The following is a 20,457-nucleotide window of genomic DNA, read 5'->3' as shown; positions in this document are numbered from 1 at the left end:
GTATTAGAATGGGAGCCGGGCGCAAACACATCCTGTCAGGCGGGCAGGGTGATCACCATGCCGTCATATGCAGGTGTGATGTGGTCCGGCGTTTCGGCATCCACGGTGGCATAATCAAGGTCAACATGCATATTCGTCAGCACGCCACGTCGCGGCTTGGCGCGCTCCATCCATTCCAGCGACTTGGCAAGATGCGCATGGGTGGGGTGGGGGTCGCGGCGCAGAGCGTCCAGCACCCAGACATCAAGATCCTGCAAATGGGTGTTCCAGACCTCGTTCGGGATCGTGGCGACATCGGGCAGGTAGACCAGGCCGCCAATACGGAACCCCAGCGCGTCAATGCTGCCGTGGTTCACTTCAAACGGGGTCAGCGTCAGCGTGCCCCCGGCGCCGTCTACGGTGAACGAGCCACGGATCGTGTTCATTTCGCAGATTGGCGGGTAGGGGCTGTCGGAGGGTTGCACAAAGGCATAGCCGAACCGCGAGAACAGATCGTTTTGCGTATCGCCATCGGCCCAAACCTGAAGCCGTTTCTTCATGTTGAAAACGATCATCCGCAGGTCGTCCAGACCGTGAACATGGTCTGCGTGGCTGTGGGTGTAGACCACCGCGTCCAGTTCTCCGACACCCGTGCTCAAAAGCTGGGCCCGCATGTCTGGCGATGTGTCAATCAGAACCCGTGTGGTGCCGCTATCCGTCACCCGTTCGACCAGCATGGAACAGCGGCGTCGCACGTTCTTGGGATTGTTGGGATCACATGCACCCCAGATGCCTCCCAGACGTGGCACGCCGCCGGATGACCCGCAGCCCAGGATTGTGAAGCGCAGTTCAGCCATTACGCCGCAGCCTTGTACTGGGCGGCCTTGGAGAACAGGCGGTCGAAATTGGCTTCAGTCTGACGGGCGAACGCCTCGTAGTCCATGCCAAACACGTCGGCCCCAACGCGTGCGGTATGTGCGGTATAGGCCGGTTCATTGCGTTTGCCGCGATGGGGCGGCGGGGCAAGGTACGGGCTGTCGGTTTCCACCAGGATCCGGTCGACCGGGGCGTCGGCAAAGATATCGCGCAGGTCCTGGCTTTTGGGAAACGCGGCGATGCCGGACATGGACAGGTAAAACCCAAGGTCTAATGCGGCACGGGCAAGGTCGGCTGACGACGAAAAGCAGTGCATCACGCAAGAATAGGGTTGGGTCGCGTAGCCGTCACGCAGGATGGTCGCCATGTCATCATCCGCCGCACGCGCGTGGATGATGAGCGGCAGCCCGGTGGCTTGCGCCGCTTCGATATGAACCCGAAGGGACTGTTTCTGAATATCGGCGCTTTCGGCGGTGTAGTGATAATCCAGCCCGGTTTCGCCGATGCCCACGAATTTCGGATGCTGCGCCAGCGCAATCAATTCATCCACGGTGGCCAGCGGTTCGTCTGCGGCACTCATCGGGTGGGTTCCGGCGGCATAGAAAACCGGGTCATGCGCTTCGGCAATCGCACGGACCTGGGGTTCGAGGCGCAGCCGGGTGCAGATTGTGACCATGCGATGCACGCCTGCCTCCAGCGCACGGCTGACAACGTCCGGGCGTTCTTCGTCGAAGTCCGGGAAATCCAGATGACAATGGCTGTCGGTGATCCGAGGTATAGACATGCGCGTGGTATCGGGGATGCGGGCAGGGGCGTCAAGACATCCCGGCGTCAGCGCGGGCAGCCGTCCCGCAGGGCAAGGAAACTGGACAGCAACAGCGATCCCGCTTCCACGTTCACCGCGCGACCATGGCGCAGCTTGTCGCCTTCGGTTTGGGCAAGGTGCGCCCATTTTTGCGCCGCGTGTTGCGACGGGCACAACCGCAAAAAGGTCTCGGCTTCGGCGGGGGATGTGGGCGGCTCTGGCGCGGCACCCATTGCGCCCGTGCGGGCCAAACGGGCAAGCGCCCGATCAAGCAGCGTCAGCACAAGATCCAACCGGTTTTCCTTGCCGCGCCCCGCCGCGCTTTCGGCGAGGGCGATGGCGTGCGGGCGGCTCAGGTCGGGTAGGGTGGAGAAGAGCTTGACGATATCTTCGTAGAGTTCCAGCCCATCCTGCTGCAATAGCCGGACGGCCTCGCCAATGGACCCGCCCGACAACGCGGCGAGCGCGTTGGGGTCTGCGTCAGACGCGTCGATCCCGGCTGCCTGCAAAGCGCGGGACAAATCCTCACTGCTTAAGGGATCCAGACGCAATTCGCGGCAGCGCGACCGGATGGTCGGCAACAGGCGCGACGGTTGATGGCTGACCAGCAGCAGGGTTGTCCGGGCAGGGGGTTCTTCCAGCAGTTTCAGGATCGCATTGGCGGCGTTGACGTTCATGTCGTCGGCCGCATCCACAATCACCACGCGACGTCCCCCGTCAGTCGCGGACAGCGCGAAGAAATTCTTGAGCTTGCGCACTTCGTCCACCGTGATCTGCGCCTTGAGCCGCTTTGCCTTGTCGTCATAGGGACGTTTCAGTGCAAACAGGCCCGGTTCGGACCCGGCCAGAAGGCGATGCGCCACGGGATGTTCGGGATCAATCTCCAGATCCGTTGGCGGCGGGGGCGCGCCGAACAGGCCATCATCCTGATCCAGTGGTGTCGCCAGCAGAAACCGCGCGATGCGCCAGGACAGTGTGGCCTTGCCCACGCCACGCGGGCCGGTAATCAGCCAACCGTGATGCAACCGATCCGAGGTGAAGGCCTGCAGAAAATCTGCCTGCGCCGCGTCCTGTCCAAACAGCTGGGCTGTTTCGCGCGGATGTGGGGCACCATCAAGACGATCTGGTTCTGGAAGCTGTGTGTCGCTCATTTCAGATGAGGGCTTATCGCAGCCCAGACATCCTCTGCAACACTGTCTGGGGGCTGCGCACCGTCGATCACGCGAAACCGGTCTTTGAATTCATCGGCCAGAGACAGGAATCCGTTGCGCATGGCGACCTGCAGGTCCTGACCGAAATCTTCGAACCGTTCTTCCACCGTGTTGCGCGATTTCGCCCGGCGCAGCCCGGTTTCCGGGTCCATATCGATCAGGATCGTCACATCCGGTTCGATGCCGATCATCAACGCGTGCAACTTGTCCACCTGCGCCCGTAGATCGCCCCGCGACAATCCCTGATACATCCGCGTGCTGTCAGCGAAGCGGTCGCAGATCACAACTTTTCCGGCGTCAAGCGCCGGGCGGATCGTGCGTTCCAGATGATCCCGGCGCGCCGCGGTGAACAGCAAAAGCTCGGTTTCGGCAGACCAGCGATCCGGATCGCCTTGCAACACCAAGGCGCGGATTTCTTCGGCCCCGGGGCTGCCACCGGGTTCCCGCGTGGCGATCACGTCGTGGTTCAATGCGCGCAGGCGGTCTTCCAGAAGACGCGCTTGTGTGGACTTGCCCGATCCGTCGATGCCCTCGAAACTGATGAACAGCCCGGTTTGGCTCACATCGTATCCTCGGGGGATGTTTGCATCCGTCCCAACAAAACCTGAGAGACATTCATCATGCGGGCCACAAAGCCGCTTGCCGGAACTTCCGTTGCCGCAAAAAGCGGGATGCGGTGTTCGGGCAGCCCTTCGGGGCTGATGATCAGTTCAGCCAGTTGGCGGCCTTGCACAATCGGTGCCTCAATCGGGCCGGTATAAACCACTTCTGCCTTGACGGAGCTTCCCGGCGTGTTGGGCAACAGCAAGGTGACGTCGTCTTTTGCGGCCAGTCCAACCGTGTCTTGCGCCCCCATCCAGACATCGGCCTCGGCGATCACAGCACCGGCCTTGGTGACGGTACGTTCGGCGAATTGCCGGAACGCCCAGTTGACGATCGACTCCGATTCCTGCGCGCGCGCGGCGGCTGTGCCCAGGCCGGTGATCGTGAAGATCACGCGCCGGTCGCCCTGTTTTGCGGACCCGACCAACCCGTAACCGGCCTCTTGGGTATGGCCGGTTTTCAGACCGTCGGCGCCGATGCCCAGTCCCAGCAATGGGTTGCGGTTGAAGCGGTTCTGAGATTCCTGTTCATCGAACAGAAACTCTTTTTCCGCAAACATCGGGTAGAACTCGGGGAAGTCCTCAATGATGCGCTGCGCCAACAGCGTCAGATCGCGCATCGACATGCGGTGCCCATCCGCGGGCCAACCGCTGGAGTTCTTGAAGGTCGAATTTGTCATGCCGAGCTGTTGTGCGCGTTGTGTCATCATGCGCGCAAAGCCCCGTTCGCTGCCATCCGGCGACAACGCTTCGGCCAACACAACGCAGGCGTCGTTGCCCGACAAAACAATGACGCCGCGAATAAGGTCTTCCACCGACACGCGTTCGCCTTCTCGCAGGAACAGCGTTGACCCGCCAAATGAATTTGCATGCGCGGACACGGGCAGCCGTTCGTCCAGCTTCAGCCGCCCGTCGCGGACCGCCTCAAACGCGATGTACAACGTCATCAGCTTGGACATGGACGCGGGCGGCAACGCCATGTCCGCGTTCTTGGCCAGCAGCACGGTGCCGGTCTTTTCATCCAGCACAAAGGCAGCGGTTGCATCTGTGTCAAAGGCTGCAAGCGGGTTGGCCGCAAGCAGCAGGGCCGCAGCACTGGCGGCAATCAGGGAACGGGAGTGGCGGAACATGGCAGGTCTCCTGTCATACCTCGTCCGGAGGATCAGTTCGTGACGGCGTAGGCGTCTGTAAAGCCCGTCTCTTTGACCTTCGCAAGAAGCGAACTGCGCTCTGCGCGGGTCTGCGCCGGTCCGACAACCACGCGCCAGAATTTCTTGCCGCTGGAGGATTGCTCAAGCACCGTAGGGATCATGCCGGCCTGGCGCATCGCGGTCGCCGTGTTGTTGGCGTTCTGCTCAACGCTGAAGATGCCGATCTGGATAAAGGGCTTCTCCAAGGACGACGTCGCAGGCCGCGCCGGTGGGGCCGCCGCGGGCGTGTCGTTCAGTGCGGCGGCGGCAGTTTCGGCAATCGGGTCCAGCGTTGCCTCGGCCACGTCTGCTGGCGCGGCCAGCGTTGTGTCTGTCGTCGGCGCATCCTGGGTCGGGGCCGCGACCGCGTCGTCGGGCACCTCTTCGCGGCGCAACGCCACCACATTCAGGTCGGTTGGCGCACCGGCCAAAACCCCCAAAGCCGCCGCAGCGTCCGACGAGATCTGAAGGCGCGGGCCGGGCGTTTCACGCTCCTTGCGGAACAACGCACCAATCACGAACTTTCCGTTCGCGTCATTGCGGATGATCACGCGCTCTGGTTCCGATACTGTCGGATGTGCCGCCCAGACCCCGCCCAGAGAGGGGCGACCATCCCACAAACCGGGCTCGGCAATCTGGAAGACTTCCGGCGCTTCGACATCGCGTTCGACCAGCCGGGTCGCCCGTTGCGTGCCCGCCGCTGCCCCATCCGCGCTTGCAGATGCGCCGCCCCCTTGCAGAAATGCAGGAAGGTTCGCGCCTTCGCACCCTGACAGCGCGAGGATTGCCGCGCCAGCCGCCAGTGCCGAAACGGAGCGCCGCCATGCTTGCGGAGTCGTCATTCTAAAATCCATTGCCTGCTTACCTTCTGCTTCGCCACATCCGGTGCCGACTTGGCCAAAAGGCCCACCGCCACTCTTGTTTTGCAGCGAAGCTTACAGTCTTGAGGGTCACAAGAAAAGTCCGACGACAGGTCTGCGCAGATTTTCCCAATCTGACGCTTTCAGAATCGCAAAACTGCGGCTATTTGGCAGGAACCGGAGGTTTGGCAGAGTGGTCGAATGCGGCGGTCTTGAAAACCGTTGGGCGTGAGAGCGTCCCCAGGGTTCGAATCCCTGAGCCTCCGCCACTAACACCATAGAAAACGATGATATTCGACCGCGCCCTTCGCTGCGGAGCGATGGTTGTCATGGTCGACCAGACAAAGAAGTCTTGCTTGGTTTGAAATGTTGTTCTACCAATTTTGGAACGATCCAAATTTGGAGGTGAGTCGTGAATTGGGCATTTGTCGGAGCCAGTACCATCGCGTCTCAATATGTGCTTGAGGCGGTCAGAGCGCAGGACGGGAATGATGTCACATGGGTTGTGAGCGGTTCGGCCGAGCGGGGTCGGGGCTGGGCAGATGCGCATGGCATTGCCAATGCGACCACGGATTTGGCTCAGGCGCTGGCGGATGACAGGGTCTCTGCGGTTTACATCTCGTCGACCAATGAAAAACACCACCCACAGGCGCTGGCGGCGATTTCGGCGGGCAAGCATGTCTTGTGTGAAAAGCCGTTGGGTATGTCGGTTGCCGAAGCTCAGGACATGATGAGCGCGGCGCAGACCGCCGGTCTGGTGTTCGGGACAAATCATCACCTTCGGTGTTCAGGTGCGCATCGCGCGATGCGGGACGTCATTGCCGACGGACGGATCGGGCGGGTTTTGTCTCTGCGCATTTTTCATGCGGTGCATTTGCCGCCACATCTTCAGGGCTGGCGCATCAATGATGCGAGTGCGGGGGGTGGTGTTATTCCCGATATCACCGTCCACGATGCCGATGTCGCACGGTTCCTTCTGGGGGAGGACCCCGTTGATGTGGTCGCGCAGATGGGGGTGTCAGGTATGGGCGATGGTGTTGAGGATTCCGCCATGTCGGTCTGGTCCATGCCATCCGGCGCGATGGTTATGTCACATGAAAGCTTTACCCATCCCTATGCGGGCAGCGGTGTCGAGGTTCATGGCGACAAGGGCTCTATTTTCGCGCGCGGTGTCATGACACAGGAGCCCGTCGGCGAGATTGAATTGGTGACAGATGTGGGTCGCGAAGCGCTCTCGTTTTCGGATCATTCGCTTTACGAGCAGGGCGTGGCGGATTTCGTCGCGGCCATTGCGGGGCAGGGACGGCCCGCAGCGGATGGTTTGGACGGAGTGAAGTCGCTGGCCGTTGCCTTGGCTGTTCGCGAGGCGGCGCAGACGGGGAGGCGGGTCACAGTCGATTACGGGGATGTGACGTGAGCAAGGTCGTATCCGCCGCCGACGCCGCTGCGCGAATCCCGGACGGAGCGGTGGTGACCGTTTCGTCGTCTTCGTCTCTTGGGTGCCCGGATTTCGTGCTGAAGGCCATTGGAGAGCGGTTCGCTGCAGAAGGTCATCCCAGGAACATCACATCGCTTCATCCGATTGCGGCAGGTGATATGTACGGTGTGAAAGGTATGGACCACCTTGCGCAGGACGGGCTTTTGTCGCGCGTTCTTGCGGGGTCATACCCGTCCGGTCCGTCCAGCCTTGAAATGCCGGAAATCTGGAAGATGATCGTTGATGACCGTGTGGCCGCCTACAACGTGCCGTCCGGCATCCTGTTCGACATGCATCGCGAAGCGGCGGCGCGTCGGCCGGGGGTGTTGACGCAGATCGGGTTGGAGACCTTTGTCGATCCGCTGCGCGAGGGCTGTGCCATGAATGCGCGCGGCGCGGCAGCGCCGATTGTGTCGCGGGTCGAGTTTGCCGGGGATACTTGGCTTCATTTCCCGAATGTTGTGCCAAATGTGTGCATTCTGCGCGCGACGACGGCAGATGACCGTGGAAATCTGACCTATGAACACGAAGGCGCGTATCTGGGCGGGTTGGAACAGGCGATTTGCGTGCGCAACCACGGTGGGGTGGTGATCGCGCAGGTCGAACGGGTCACCGCGACCGGGAGTTTGCGGCCCCATGATGTGCGGGTGCCCGGCCATTTGGTGGACGTGGTTGTGATCGACCCGGACCAGAAACAGACCTGCGAAACACCGTACGATCCTGCGATCTCTGGTCAGGTCATGCGGCCTTGGGACAGTTTTGCCCTGGCCGAACACGGCGTCGAAAAGGTGATCGCGCGTCGCGCTGCGCAAGAGTTGAAAGCGGGCATGACCGCCAATCTGGGTTTTGGCATCAGCGCGATGGTCCCGCGTATTCTGCTTGAGGAAGGGCATCGCGATGCCGTGACCTGGGCGATTGAGCAAGGTGCCGTGGGTGGCGTGCCACTGACCGGGTTTGCCTTCGGATGTGCTTCGAATGCGGACGCGTTTGTGCCGTCGCCACAGCAGTTCATCTACTTCCAGGGCGCAGGGTTTGACGTGTCCTTCCTGTCGTTCCTTGAGGTCGACATCGAGGGTAATGTGAACGTGTCAAAGCTTGGCAAGAAACCGTATCTGACTGCCGGATGCGGCGGGTTTGTCGACATCACGGCACGCGCCAGGAACATCGTGTTTTCCGGCTGGTTCGAAGCCGGGGCGAAGATCGATCTGACCGAAGACGGCATCACCGTGGCCGAACCGGGCCGCTTTACCAAGATGGTGGAGGCGGTCGAGCACGTGACCTTTGCGGGCAGTCGGGCGCGGCAACTGGGCCAGAATGTGCTTTATGTCACCGAGCGATGTGTGATGCGATCAACCGATGACGGGCTGGTCGCGACCGAAATCATGCCGGGCATCCGACCGGCCGAGGACATCGTGGCGGCCTCGGACGGGCGTGTGCGGGTGGCCGAGACTGCAAGCCTGATGGACAGGTCGTTGTTGTCCGAAGGCCCAATGGGGTTGGTGTTATGAGCCATGTGTCATTGCGGGTTGCGTCGGGTATTGCCCAGATCACCCTTGAGAACGAAGCCAAGCTGAATGCGCTGACGGTGGGCATGCTGGATCAGCTTGCGGCGCATCTGGATGCGATTGAGGTCAATCCAGAGGTTCGCAGTGTGCTTGTGACCGGGGCTGGACCAAAAGCGTTTTGCTGTGGTGCGGATATCTCCGAATGGGGGCCCTTGTCACCGGCTGATTTCGCCCGTCATTGGGTGCGCAAAGGGCACCGGGTCTTTGACCGGCTTGCGCGGTTGCATCTTCCCACGCTGGCAGCCGTGAACGGCCATGCCTTTGGCGGTGGGTTTGAACTGGCAGCGGCTTGCGACATGCGGATCATGGCCCCGCGTGCCACGCTGGCCTTGCCCGAGGCGCGGGTTGGCATTGTCCCCGGTTGGTCCGGGACGCAACGGGCGTTGCGCCTGATGCCGGAGCCCGTTGTCAAGGAAATGGCCCTGTTCGGACGACGCATCAGCGCGGAACGGGCCTTTGGTCTTGGTTGCGTGGCCGAGGTTTCCGAAGACGTGACAGCCAGCGGAACCAGCATTCTTGCAGACCTGACTGCATTGTCGCCGCGCGCGACGGAAACGGCCAAAGCGATGATCCACGCCGCCCAAGACGAAGACCGCGCCGCAATGATCGAAGCGCTGGGCAGTGCGGCGATCGCTGCATCAGAGGACCGCGCGGAAGGCGTCGCCGCCTTCCTGAACAAACGACCAGCAGAATTTTCGGGGCGCTGAAACTATGAAAGACCTGACCATCACCGGTTCGATCAATGCGGAACTGCCCGACCTGTTCACGGGGCGTCATTTGATCGACGGACAATGGGTGACGAGCCCCGGATCGTTCGAGCGTGTTTCGCCGTCGCATGGCGTGGTCGTCAGCAAGTCGGCCGAAGGTGGAGCAGACGAAACCATCGCCGCCATCGGCGCAGCGCGCCGGTCATTCGATACCGGTGTCTGGAGCCGCATTTCCGGTAAAGAGCGGGCGACGCTGCTGCTTCGGGTTGCGGATCTTATTGAGGCCAATGTCGACCGGATTGCGGTTCTCGAGACGCTGGAAAGCGGCAAACCGATTTCCCAATCGCGGGGCGAGGTTGGCGGGGCGGCCGATCTTTGGCGCTATGCGGCGTCTTTGGCGCGCAGCACACATGGCGACAGCCACAACACGCTTGGCCAAGATATGCTGGGTGTCGTGCTTAAGCAGCCAATCGGCGTCGTGTCGATCATCACGCCGTGGAATTTCCCGTTCTGGATTTTAAGCCAGAAACTGCCGTTTGCTTTGGCGGCGGGATGCAGCGTGGTTGTCAAACCCTCCGAGGTCACGCCGTCGTCGACCGTGATGATGGGAGAACTTCTGGTAGAGGCCGAATTGCCCGCGGGCGTGTGCAATATCGTGCTGGGCTACGGTGATCCCGTGGGAAGCCTTATGTCGACACATGACGATGTCGACATGGTGACGTTCACCGGCTCAACGACCGTGGGCAAAAAGATCACCGAGGCCTCTGCCGGGACTCTCAAGAAGGTCGCATTGGAGCTTGGGGGCAAGAACGCGCAAGTGATCTTTCCCGATGCCGATATCGACAGTGCCGTCGATGCGGTGGTGTTTGGCGTCTATTTCAACGTCGGTCAGTGCTGCAACGCCTCCAGCCGGATCATCGTACACGCCGACATTGCCGATGACTTTGTGGCGCGCGTTGTCACGCTTTCGCGGAAGGTAAAGTTCGGCGATCCGCTTGACCCTGAAACGCAGGTCGGCGCGATCGTCACTCCAGATCACAACGCCAAGATTGATGGATATGTCAAAGCCGCACAAGCCGAAGGCGCCAGTGTTGTGTTGGGGGGCGACAGGCTGGCAGTGCCCGGTTTGGGAGACCAGTTCTACCAGCCGACCATCGTGACGGATGTGACCCCGGACATGGCGATTGCAACCGACGAGGTGTTCGGGCCCGTGCTGAGCGTTCTGCGCTTTGACAGCATGGAGGACGCCATCGCGTTGACCAATGCGTCCACCTACGGGCTGTCCGCCGGTGTCTGGAGCGAGAACGTGCACACCTGCCTTGAGTTTGCGCGCCGCGCCGAAGTGGGCACGGTCTGGACAAATACCTGGATGGACGGGTTCCCCGAACTGGCCTTTGGCGGAATGAAGCAATCCGGGCAGGGGCGCGAGATCGGGAAATATGGGTTTGAAGAGTACTTCGAGGTCAAATCGGTTGTCATGCGCGTTGGACGCAGTCGTGAAAACTGGGTGAAAGATCGCGGATGACCGGCCTAGCCAGATATTCGGAAAACCGGGTCGGGCTGCATCAGCGCATGCAGACCTTCCGGGGATTCGCCATTGATCTGGCGCAGCAGCAAAGCCCCGAGATGCCGCCCCGTTTCGCGCAGGTCCTCGGACACTGTCTCGATCCGCGGACGTACGTGTTTAAAGGTTGGAGACGCCTGTTTGGCCAGAACCGTCGCGTCCAGTCCGGGCGTCAGTCCGCTGTCATAGAGTGCGGACAAGGTCGCCATTGCGACCACTTCACCCACGCAAACATGCCCATCAGGCGGATTGTCGGTGCTGTAACGGGTCTTCAGAAATTCCGCGATCTGCTCGGACGGGGATTCAAGGTTGACCGCCTCTGGGATCTCGAAGGCCAGTCCGGCGTCGCGGGCGGCGCTCTGGAACCCGTAGCGCAGGTGTTGGGCGAAGGTGTACCGCGTGTCCGGCATCACCATGAGCACGCGCTTGCACCCTTTTTCGGCCAGCCTTTGAACGGCGTTTCGCGCGAACATCTCGTTGTCGAAGTCCACCCAGGCATGCGGGGTGGTGAATTCGGTCCGCCCGTGGGTGACAAACGGCAATCCTGCCTCGTGCAGCAGCCGTACGCGGTCGTCGAACGGTTCCGTTCGGGTCAGAATCACGCCGTCCGCCAGCTTGTTGCGATGGACATTGCGAATCGTGTCCAGACGGTCGGGATTGTTGAGGTCGGGATTGATGCTGATGGCGAAATCGGTGCCGTGAAGGGATTCGATGATCCCGCCCAGAAGCTCGTCTGCAAACCCGATGAATTCATGTTCGAGATTCAAAAGAACGCTGATCACCTTGGTGCGCCCGGTGCGCAGGCGCTGCGCCGCGCGATCCGGAACATAGGCCAGCTTTTCAGCAGCTTCGGCAACGGCTTTCCGCGTTTTGGCTGCAATTCTTGGGTCATCCTTCAGCGCACGCGACACCGTTGTGACGGCGAAACCGGTTTCTTCGGCAATGGTGCGAAGGGTCGGTCTTTCACGGGTGCGTTGGGGTGACATTCGACACAAGATCCAGTGTTTGTTGGTTCGGGCATGCAGTATTGCGACAATTTAAAACGTTGCAACACTTTTGTTTGATTGCGGAGTTTTGCCTTGAAGGCGCAGTGGTGAATCGTAAAAATATATGCAATTACAGATGCTTGATGTGGTGGTCGTAATTGCGAGTTGACAAGATGATTATTTATAACGTTTTAATTTGACCAGTCCGAAAAGGGACACTTTGCTAGGGAGGCAACAATGACAATTATGAAATCGCTCAAGATGACGGCTGCTGCTGTAGCCCTGTCCGCAGGTGCGGCGCAGGCGGCGGATGTCGAAGTTCTGCACTGGTGGACATCAGGTGGCGAAGCGGCTGCCTTGAATGTTCTGAAGCAGGATTTGGAAGGTCAGGGCGTTGGCTGGACGGATATGCCGGTTGCAGGTGGCGGCGGTGAACAGGCGATGACTGTTCTGCGCGCGCGTGTGACGGCAGGCAACGCGCCAACCGCGGTGCAGGGTCTTGGGTTTGATATTCTGGACTGGGCCAATCAGGGCGCACTGGCAGACCTGAACGCAGTGGCCGCGCAAGAGGGCTGGGACGAGGTGGTTCCAGATGCGCTCAAGGCGTTTGCCAAAGTTGACGGCAAATGGGTGTCCGCGCCTGTGAACGTCCACTCCACAAACTGGGTCTGGGCCAACAAGGCTGTTCTGGATGCCAATGGAATCGGTGTGCCGGGAACCTGGGAAGAGTTCACGGCCGCGCTGGAAACGCTTAAGGCGGCAGGCGTGACGCCCATCGCACATGGTGGTCAGGCGTGGCAGGACGCAACCGTGTTTGATGCCGTCGCGATGTCGGTGCTTGGCCCGGATGGGTACAAGGCCGCATTTGTCGATCTTGACGAAGACACGCTTGGCTCTGATGCCATGAAAGAAGCGTTTGATCGCATGGCGGTGATCCGTGCCAATGTGGACGACAACTTCTCGGGTCGCGATTGGAACCTTGCCACCGCGATGGTGATCAATGGTGAAGCCGGTTTCCAGATGATGGGTGACTGGGCCAAAGGCGAATTCCTGAACGCGAACAAGGTGCCGGGCGAAGATTTCCTGTGCTTCCGGTTCCCCGGGACACAGGACCAGGTGACCTTTAACGCCGACCAGTTTATGATGTTCGATCAGGGCGGATCGGTGTCAGACGAGCAGGCCAAGCTGGCTTCTGCGATCCTGTCGCCGTCCTTCCAGTCCGCGTTTAACGTGGTCAAGGGCTCTGTCCCGGCACGGACAGATGTGAGCGATGCGGATTTCGACGCCTGCGGTAAGCAAGGTATGAAAGACCTTGCGGCAGCAGCTGCATCCGGCAACCTGTTCGGGTCAATGGCGCACGGCCACGCAGCCCCCGCATCGGTGAAGAACGCGGTCTATGACGTTGTCACCGCACATTTTAACGGCGAGTACGACAGCGAAACCGCTGTGCAGGAACTTGTCGACGCGGTGTCGATCGCAAAGTGATCCTCCCCTCGGTGGGGCGGCATGTGCTGCCCCACCATCTTGCGCATCGCCGCGTATATCTTGTCCAGCGAATGAGGAGGACACGCGATGGCTCGCACAGCCGACGCGGATTTCAAGACACGTCTGCAGAACTGGATTCCCAAGCTCGTCCTGTCGCCCACCATCGCCATGATGGCGGTGTTCGTGTACGGCTTTATCCTATTCTCTGTGTATCTGTCCTTTACCGACAGTCGATTGCTGCCCAGCTTTGGGTGGGTCGGGTTCGAAAACTACTCAAAGCTTTGGCGCCTCAGCCATTGGGAGGTGTCGCTGACGAATATGGGCATATTCGCAGCGCTTTATATCCTGATCTGCACCGCAATCGGACTGACGCTGGCAATTTTCCTTGATCAGAAAATTCGTGGCGAGGGCTTTCTGCGTCCGATCTATCTCTATCCGATGGCGCTCAGCTTTATTGTTACCGGGACCGCCTGGAAATGGTTTCTGGATCCCGGCATCGGGCTTGAGAACATCATGCAAAGCTGGGGTTGGGTGAATTTCAGCTTTGATTGGATCAAGAACCGCGACTACGCGATTTACACCATCGTTCTGGCGGCGGTCTGGCAAACCAGCGGGTTTGTCATGGCGATGTTCCTTGCGGGTCTGCGGGGCATCGACAATGAAATTCTGAAGGCGGCGCAAATGGACGGGGCCAGCAACTGGAACCTCTATCGCCGGATCATCATCCCGCAATTGCGTCCCGCTTTCCTGTCAGCCTTTGTGATCCTGTCACATCTGGCCATCAAGACCTTTGACCTTGTCATCGCAATGACCGGTGGCGGGCCGGGGCGGGCAACCGAACTGCCCGCGACGTTTATGTATTCCTATACCTTCACCCGGAACCAGATGGGGATCGGTGCTGCGTCGGCAACAATCATGCTGATGACAATAGCCGCGATCATGATCCCCTATCTGTATTCCGAACTGCGGGAGAAGAAGTGATGTCCGCAGCCACTCAGGATACCGCCATCCGCACCGGTCGCGTGACGCGCACGCTGATCTATCTGGTGCTGATCCTGTTCGCCCTGTTCTACATGTTGCCGCTCTACGTGATGCTGGTGAACTCGGTGAAACCGCTGGATGAAATCACCGGCGGCGGCATGATGAACCTGCCGCAGGAGTTCACCATAGAGCCATGGCTCAAGGCGTGGTCGACGGCGCAAATCGGCGTCGATCCGACCGGGCTTGCGCCGTATTTCTGGAATTCGATCAAGATGGTCGTTCCGGCGGTGATCATTTCGACGGTTCTTGGTGCCCTCAACGGATATGTTCTGACCAAGTGGCGGTTCAAATATGACACGATCATCTTTGGCCTGATGCTGTTTGCCTGCTTTATCCCGTTTCAGATCGTGCTCATCCCAATGGCACGGATGCTGGGACTGATGGGCTTGGCGGGCACGACATGGGGGCTGGCGCTGGTGCATATCGTCTACGGGATCGGATTCACCACGCTGTATTTCCGCAACTACTATGCGGTGTTTCCGACCGAACTCATCCGCGCCGCGCAGATCGACGGGGCCGGGTTTTTCCAGATTTTCTGGCGTATCCTGCTGCCATCCTCCGGCCCGATCGCCGTGGTGTCGGTGATCTGGCAGTTTACCAATATCTGGAATGACTTCCTGTTCGGCGCGTCGTTTGCCGGGGCGGACAGTCAGCCGATGACGGTGGCGCTGAACAACCTTGTTCAGTCATCCACAGGCGTCAAAGAATACAACGTTCATTTTGCCGGCGCGATCCTAGCCGCCATGCCAACTCTGCTCGTCTACATCGTCGCGGGGCGTTACTTCGTCCGCGGCCTGATGGCGGGTTCCGTGAAGGGATAATCGCAATGGGTTTTCTTGATATCGACAACACGACCAAGGCCTACGGATCGGTTCAGGTCCTGCACAATGTCGACATCTCGGTCGAAGAAGGTGAATTTCTTGTGCTGGTTGGTCCGTCCGGCTGCGGCAAGTCCACGTTGCTCAATATGATCGCCGGGCTTGAGGAAATCACCAGCGGAGAGATCCGGATCAAGGGCGACGTGATGAACGGTGTCCATCCGTCAAAGCGCAACATCGCCATGGTGTTTCAAAGCTACGCGCTTTACCCGAATATGACGGTCGGAAAGAACATCACCTTCGGCCTTGAGATGCATGGCGTGCCGAAACCCGAACGCGACAAGGCGATGCAGGAGGTGGCCACGCTTCTTCAGATCGAACAGTTGCTGGACCGCAAACCGGGCCAATTGTCCGGTGGTCAACGGCAACGGGTGGCGATGGGGCGCGCGCTTGTGCGCAATCCGGATGTATTTCTGTTTGACGAACCGTTGTCCAATCTTGATGCGAAGCTGCGCGTCGACATGCGGACCGAGATCAAGAAACTGCACCAGAAGCTGGGCACCACAATCGTCTACGTGACTCACGACCAGATCGAAGCAATGACGCTGTCGACACGCATCGCGGTCATGAACGGCGGGTATGTTCAGCAACTGGGCACGCCGCAAGAAATCTACGACAGCCCGGCAAACATCTTTGTGGCCACCTTTATGGGCTCCCCTGCAATGAACGTGATCCCGGCGATAGTGCGCCTGCAAAGCGGGGTCCCACAGGCCGAGATCACGCGGCATGACGGATCATTGGCGCATCTTCCTTTCAGTCAGGCAAATCTGGCCGCATGGGACGGGCGCGAGATTCTGCTCGGTATCCGCCCCGAAACCATCACCGACACCGATGGTGCGGATCGCAAATCCGCCAATATCGCGCCGCTCAACAACCGCATCGTCGTGACCGAACCGGCCGGATCGGACACGTTTGTGTCGATGTCGTTGGGAGGCAAGGACGTCATTGCGCGAATGCGGTCAGACGCAGAGGTGCGCCCGGGTCAGGATTTCGACTTCATGGTCAATATGGAAAAAGCCGTGGCGTTCGATCCTGAAACCGAAGCCCGCATCCTTCCCTGATGGCCCCCGACGTCGTCATCATCGGCTCGGGGATGGGCGGCGCTACACTGGCGGCGGCGCTTGCGCCGTCTGGCCGTAAGATCCTGATCCTTGAACGCGGGGAGGCCTTGTATCCAACGGTTCACGATCGCGACCCACAGGCGATTTTCCGCGATGGCGTCTTCCGACCCGACGAGATTTGGCTGGATGGCTGTGATCGTCCGTTCAATCCGGGCAATTACTACAATGTCGGGGGGAATTCAAAATTCTACGGCGCGGTGTTGCTTCGGTATCGGGCAGAGGACTTCTCACCCATCCAGCACAAGGGGGGCCGCACGCCGGGGTGGCCAATCTCCTATGATGACCTTGAAGCAGATTACGTTGCGGCAGAGCAACTTTACCAGGTGCGCGGTGTTCCGGGCGAAGACCCGACCGATCCACCCAGATCAGGGGGTTTTGCGTTTCCACCGGTTCCGGATGAACCCGATATCGTGGATTTGCGGCGGCGTTTGCAGAAGGCCGGCCTGACCCCCGCATCCTTGCCGCTGGGCGTTGATCTTGATCGTTGGCTCGGTGCAGGCCATCACCCGTGGGACGCGCATCCCGATACATGTGGCGGCAAAATGGATGCCGAAACGATTGGGATCAAAACGGCTTTGGCGTTTCCGAATGTTGAACTGATGACCGGCTGCCGCGCGACGCAGCTGCTATCTGATGCTGACGGGCGCATCACCGAAATCCGGTGCGCGCGCGGGCAGGAAACGTTCACGGTGAACGCTCCGCTGGTCATCCTGTCCGCCGGAGCGGTGCAATCCGCCGCGCTTTTGCTCAGCTCAGCGAATGACAATTGCCCAACAGGGCTGGCCAATCGCTCTGATCAGGTGGGACGCAATTTCATGAACCACAATTGCTCGGCCGTGCTGGCGCTTCATCCGCTGCGTCGAAACCGGGCGGTCTATCAGAAAACGTTGATGATCAACGATTTCTATCTGTCGGACGGGGCAGGTGGGCCACCTTTGGGCAACGTTCAATTGCTGGGCAAGATTTCTGGACCGATCCTTGCGGCAACTTCGGCTGTGCCGGAATGGCTGGCCGGGTTGATTGCCGCCCGGTCTTTTGATTTCTACGCAATGTCCGAAGACCTGCCCAACCCCGACAGTCGCGTGACGGTGTCAGACGGGCAGATCCGGCTGGATTGGAAGCGGTCAAACTGGGATGCCCATGATGGGCTGGTTCGAAAGTTGAAAGCCTGCCTTAAAAAGGCGGGCTTTCCCATTGTTTTCTCACGCCCTTTCGACCGTCGCACCCCGTCACATCAATGTGGCACGGCGCGTATGGGGCAGGATCGCAGCACAAGCGTTGTGGACACGTTTTGCCGTGCGCATGATCACCCCAACCTCTTTGTCGTCGACGCGTCGGTGTTGCCCACATCCGCAGCGGTCAATCCGGCGCTGACGATTGCTGCGCTGGCCATCCGAACGGCGCGGCACATTCAAGAGACGGAGTTCGCCGCATGAGCCGGGTTGCGCTTGTCACAGGGGGGCAGCAAGGGATCGGACTTGCCATTGCCAGCGCGTTACAGTCCGAAGGATTTGCCGTGGCGATAGCTTCTTTGCCCAAGGCAGACGACACTTCGGTTGCAAAAGCCTTGGCCCATCTTGGCCCGAATACCCGATACTATCAGCATGACGTGACCGACATCGAAGACCACTCTGCCGTGCTCGATCAAATCGAGGCCGACCTGGGCCCGGTCACGACCTTGATCAACAACGCAGGCATCGGCGCGCCGGAGCGGGGGGATCTTCTGGACGTGACACCGGGCAATTGGGATCATGTCCACAACGTCAACCTGCGCGGTGCGTTTTTCCTGACCCAAGCAGTCGCGCGCCGGATGCTGGAACACAGCAGCCCGCATTACCGTTCGATTCAGTTCGTAACCTCGGTGAGCGCGGAGATGGTCTCCATCTCCCGCGCCGAGTATTGCGTTTCCAAAGCGGGCGCGGCGATGATGGCCAGCCTGTTCGCGGTACGTCTCGCCGAGAGCGGCATCGGTGTTTTTGAACTGCGCCCGGGCATCATCGCAACCGATATGACCAAGCCGGTGCAGGACACATATGCGCCCCGCATCAAGGAGGGTCTTGTCCCCGCCAAACGCTGGGGGGAACCCAGCGACATTGGACAGGTGTCCGCAGCTTTGGCAAACGGTCACATGCAGTTCGCCACCGGCGCGACCATTCCAGTTGACGGCGGCCTCTCAATCCCCCGCCTTTAGGATCACATGATGCGTGACGGGTACGATTTCATCATCATTGGCGGCGGATCGGCCGGATCGGTTCTGGCCGGGCGGTTGAGCGAAATCGACAGCGCGCGTGTGCTGTTGTTGGAAGCCGGTGGTCGCGACTGGCATCCCTTCTACCACTTGCCCGCAGGCTTTGCCAAAATGACCAAGGGGATCGGTAGCTGGGGCTGGAGCACCGTCCCGCAGCGCAACATGCAGAACAAAGTGTTCACCTACACGCAAGCCAAGGTCATCGGTGGTGGGTCGTCGATCAATGCACAGATCTACACACGCGGCACGCCGCAGGATTACGATGACTGGCGGCAGATGGGCTGCACGGGCTGGGGGTATGAGGACGTTCTGCCCTATTTCAAAAAAACCGAGGATAACGACACCTACGACAATGACTATCATGCCAAAGGAGGCCCCCTTGGCGTCAGCCAACCCGCCGCCCCATTGCCGATCTGTGACGCCTATATCGAGGCCGCGGGTCAGTTGGGCATTCCCCGGATGGGAGACTACAACGGCCGGGTGCAAGAGGGTGCAGGCTACTACCAACTCACCCAACGCAAGGCCCGCCGCTCCTCGGCGGCGATGGCCTTTGTCGCGCCGAACAAGGCACGCCCGAACCTGACCGTGCATACCAATGCGCAGGTCAGGCGTATCGTGGTGCAGGCGGGGCGGGCTACGGGTGTCGAACTGGCCGATGGCCGTGTGATATCCGCTGATTGCGACGTGATCCTGTCGTCGGGTGCCATCGGGTCACCACGATTGTTGCAGCTATCCGGGATCGGACCGGCGGACGAACTGTCCAGGCTCGGCATCGACGTCGTGCTGGACCAGCCGAATGTCGGTGCCAATCTTCAGGACCACCTTGACCTTTACGCCATCAGCGAGGTGTCGGGGCCTTACACCTATGACCGCTTTGCCAAGCTGCATCTGTCGGGTCTCGCCGCGCTTCAATATGTGCTGACGCGCAAAGGGCCCGTCGCCTCCAGCCTGTTTGAAACCGGCGGGTTCTGGTACGCGGATGACACTGCACAGTCACCGGACATCCAGATGCATTTGGGCCTTGGCACCGGGATCGAAGCCGGTGTCGCGGCGATGCCAAACGGGGGGGTGACGCTCAACGCCTGTTTCCTGCGTCCCCGGTCGCGTGGCACCGTGCGTCTCCAATCCGACAATCCTGCTGATATGCCGTTGATTGATCCGAACTATCTGGAGGATCCGTACGACCGCGAAATGTCCATTCGGGGCTTGAAGCTGGTTCAAACGATCCTGTCACAGGACGCGCTCAAACCGTACATTCTGGCCGAACGTCTGCCGGGACCGGATGTGCACACAGAGGACGACTATTTCAACTTTATCTGCCAGCATTCCAAGACATCCCATCATTGCGCAGGCACGTGCCGAATGGGCACTGATCCCGGCGCCGTCCTGGACCCTCGCCTACGGTTCAACGGCATCGACAATCTGCGGGTCGTGGACGCGTCCATCATGCCCAAGGTTGTGTCATCGAACACCAATGCCCCCACCATCATGATCGGTGAAAAAGCCGCCGACATGATCAAACAGGACCAAGGATATCACATATGATCCGCCATATCGTACTCACGCGGTTTCGTCCGGACGTGTCCGAGGACACAATCGCCCAGATTTACGCGGGTCTGGCCCGTTTGACCGCCACCATGCCAGGGGCGAATGGGTTTGTCGGGGGGCGATCCCAAAGCCCCGAGCAGATCGAACGCGGGTATCTGCACGGGTTCACGATGGACTTTGACACGTGGTCTGACCTGCAAAGCTACTCTGAAAATGAAGATCACAAGGCGCTGGGCGGCCAGATCGTCGCACATGCCGAAGGCGGATTAGACGGGGTGCTGGTCCTCGATATCGACTGTTCAGTTCCGGGATAA

Annotated in this window: 19 protein-coding genes and 1 tRNA gene; 13 read left to right on the top strand and 7 right to left on the bottom strand. The window is 60.0% G+C overall.

All coding sequences use genetic code 11. The features are described 5' to 3' along the window. Positions 1–35 precede the first annotated feature (35 nt). The 6 genes from MWU54_RS04850 to MWU54_RS04825 are packed head-to-tail and all read right to left on the bottom strand — an operon-like array spanning position 36 to position 5,505. Entirely contained in the window at positions 36–836 is an 801-nt protein-coding gene (locus tag MWU54_RS04850) for an MBL fold metallo-hydrolase (protein ID WP_247081175.1), read from the bottom strand. Further along, positions 836–1,639, bottom strand: coding sequence for a TatD family hydrolase (locus tag MWU54_RS04845; RefSeq protein ID WP_247081173.1), 804 nt, complete (start codon positions 1,637–1,639; stop codon positions 836–838). The genes MWU54_RS04850 and MWU54_RS04845 overlap by 1 nt, the downstream gene beginning before the upstream one ends. Before the next feature lie 47 nt (positions 1,640–1,686). After that, a complete protein-coding gene (locus MWU54_RS04840; RefSeq protein WP_247081171.1) occupies positions 1,687–2,811 on the bottom strand; it encodes a DNA polymerase III subunit delta' in 1,125 nt (374 codons plus the stop codon). Continuing rightward, positions 2,808–3,434: a dTMP kinase gene (tmk, locus tag MWU54_RS04835; RefSeq protein ID WP_247081170.1), complete on the bottom strand. Its 627-nt coding sequence runs from the start codon at positions 3,432–3,434 to the stop codon at positions 2,808–2,810. Before tmk ends, MWU54_RS04840 begins: the two co-directional genes overlap by 4 nt. After that, positions 3,431–4,603, bottom strand: coding sequence for a D-alanyl-D-alanine carboxypeptidase family protein (locus MWU54_RS04830; protein WP_247081168.1), 1,173 nt, complete (start codon positions 4,601–4,603; stop codon positions 3,431–3,433). The genes tmk and MWU54_RS04830 overlap by 4 nt, the downstream gene beginning before the upstream one ends. Before the next feature lie 32 nt (positions 4,604–4,635). Continuing rightward, positions 4,636–5,505 carry an SPOR domain-containing protein gene (locus tag MWU54_RS04825; RefSeq protein ID WP_247081166.1) on the bottom strand — a complete coding sequence of 290 codons (870 nt, stop codon included), beginning with the start codon at positions 5,503–5,505 and terminating at the stop codon, positions 4,636–4,638. Between the two features lie 197 nt (positions 5,506–5,702). Between MWU54_RS04825 and MWU54_RS04820 the strand changes: the two genes are divergently transcribed. The 5 genes from MWU54_RS04820 (at position 5,703) to MWU54_RS04800 (ending at position 10,797) form a co-directional block, all read left to right on the top strand. Further along, a tRNA-Ser gene (locus MWU54_RS04820) sits at positions 5,703–5,792 on the top strand. Positions 5,793–5,935: 143 nt separating this feature from the next. Then, complete coding sequence (locus MWU54_RS18820) at positions 5,936–6,940, top strand: Gfo/Idh/MocA family oxidoreductase (RefSeq protein ID WP_247081164.1); 1,005 nt, start codon at positions 5,936–5,938, stop codon at positions 6,938–6,940. Continuing rightward, the gene (locus tag MWU54_RS04810; protein ID WP_247081163.1) at positions 6,937–8,508 is read left to right on the top strand and encodes a CoA-transferase; all 1,572 of its coding nucleotides are present in this window, start codon (positions 6,937–6,939) and stop codon (positions 8,506–8,508) included. The genes MWU54_RS18820 and MWU54_RS04810 overlap by 4 nt, the downstream gene beginning before the upstream one ends. Then, positions 8,505–9,272 carry an enoyl-CoA hydratase/isomerase family protein gene (locus MWU54_RS04805; protein ID WP_247081161.1) on the top strand — a complete coding sequence of 256 codons (768 nt, stop codon included), beginning with the start codon at positions 8,505–8,507 and terminating at the stop codon, positions 9,270–9,272. The genes MWU54_RS04810 and MWU54_RS04805 overlap by 4 nt, the downstream gene beginning before the upstream one ends. 4 nt (positions 9,273–9,276) lie before the next feature. Then, the gene (locus tag MWU54_RS04800; protein ID WP_247081159.1) at positions 9,277–10,797 is read left to right on the top strand and encodes an aldehyde dehydrogenase family protein; all 1,521 of its coding nucleotides are present in this window, start codon (positions 9,277–9,279) and stop codon (positions 10,795–10,797) included. Positions 10,798–10,802: 5 nt separating this feature from the next. Here the strand turns inward: MWU54_RS04800 and MWU54_RS04795 are convergent, their stop codons facing one another. Next, positions 10,803–11,822: a LacI family transcriptional regulator gene (locus MWU54_RS04795; protein ID WP_247081157.1), complete on the bottom strand. Its 1,020-nt coding sequence runs from the start codon at positions 11,820–11,822 to the stop codon at positions 10,803–10,805. Between the two features lie 237 nt (positions 11,823–12,059). Between MWU54_RS04795 and MWU54_RS04790 the strand changes: the two genes are divergently transcribed. The 8 genes from MWU54_RS04790 to MWU54_RS04755 all read left to right on the top strand — a co-directional run bounded on the left by MWU54_RS04790 (position 12,060) and on the right by MWU54_RS04755 (position 20,457). Then, complete coding sequence (locus tag MWU54_RS04790; RefSeq protein WP_247081155.1) at positions 12,060–13,307, top strand: ABC transporter substrate-binding protein; 1,248 nt, start codon at positions 12,060–12,062, stop codon at positions 13,305–13,307. Between the two features lie 87 nt (positions 13,308–13,394). After that, complete coding sequence (locus tag MWU54_RS04785; RefSeq protein ID WP_247081153.1) at positions 13,395–14,288, top strand: sugar ABC transporter permease; 894 nt, start codon at positions 13,395–13,397, stop codon at positions 14,286–14,288. Beyond that, complete coding sequence (locus MWU54_RS04780) at positions 14,288–15,169, top strand: carbohydrate ABC transporter permease (protein WP_247081151.1); 882 nt, start codon at positions 14,288–14,290, stop codon at positions 15,167–15,169. The genes MWU54_RS04785 and MWU54_RS04780 overlap by 1 nt, the downstream gene beginning before the upstream one ends. 5 nt (positions 15,170–15,174) lie before the next feature. Further along, positions 15,175–16,287 carry a sn-glycerol-3-phosphate ABC transporter ATP-binding protein UgpC gene (gene ugpC / locus MWU54_RS04775; protein WP_247081149.1) on the top strand — a complete coding sequence of 371 codons (1,113 nt, stop codon included), beginning with the start codon at positions 15,175–15,177 and terminating at the stop codon, positions 16,285–16,287. Beyond that, entirely contained in the window at positions 16,287–17,783 is a 1,497-nt protein-coding gene (locus MWU54_RS04770) for a GMC family oxidoreductase (protein ID WP_247081147.1), read from the top strand. Before ugpC ends, MWU54_RS04770 begins: the two co-directional genes overlap by 1 nt. Continuing rightward, positions 17,780–18,538: a 3-ketoacyl-ACP reductase gene (locus MWU54_RS04765; protein ID WP_247081146.1), complete on the top strand. Its 759-nt coding sequence runs from the start codon at positions 17,780–17,782 to the stop codon at positions 18,536–18,538. Before MWU54_RS04770 ends, MWU54_RS04765 begins: the two co-directional genes overlap by 4 nt. 9 nt (positions 18,539–18,547) lie before the next feature. Continuing rightward, positions 18,548–20,140: a GMC family oxidoreductase N-terminal domain-containing protein gene (locus MWU54_RS04760; protein WP_247081144.1), complete on the top strand. Its 1,593-nt coding sequence runs from the start codon at positions 18,548–18,550 to the stop codon at positions 20,138–20,140. Then, positions 20,137–20,457 (top strand): Dabb family protein, encoded by a 321-nt coding sequence (locus MWU54_RS04755; RefSeq protein ID WP_247081142.1) that lies wholly within the window; start codon positions 20,137–20,139, stop codon positions 20,455–20,457. Before MWU54_RS04760 ends, MWU54_RS04755 begins: the two co-directional genes overlap by 4 nt.

The sequence above is a fragment of the Marivita sp. S6314 genome, from assembly GCF_023015985.1.
Classification (GTDB): domain Bacteria; phylum Pseudomonadota; class Alphaproteobacteria; order Rhodobacterales; family Rhodobacteraceae; genus Marivita.
Note: the sequence above shows the minus strand (reverse complement) of the source record. Positions and strands in the feature narration are given on the sequence as shown.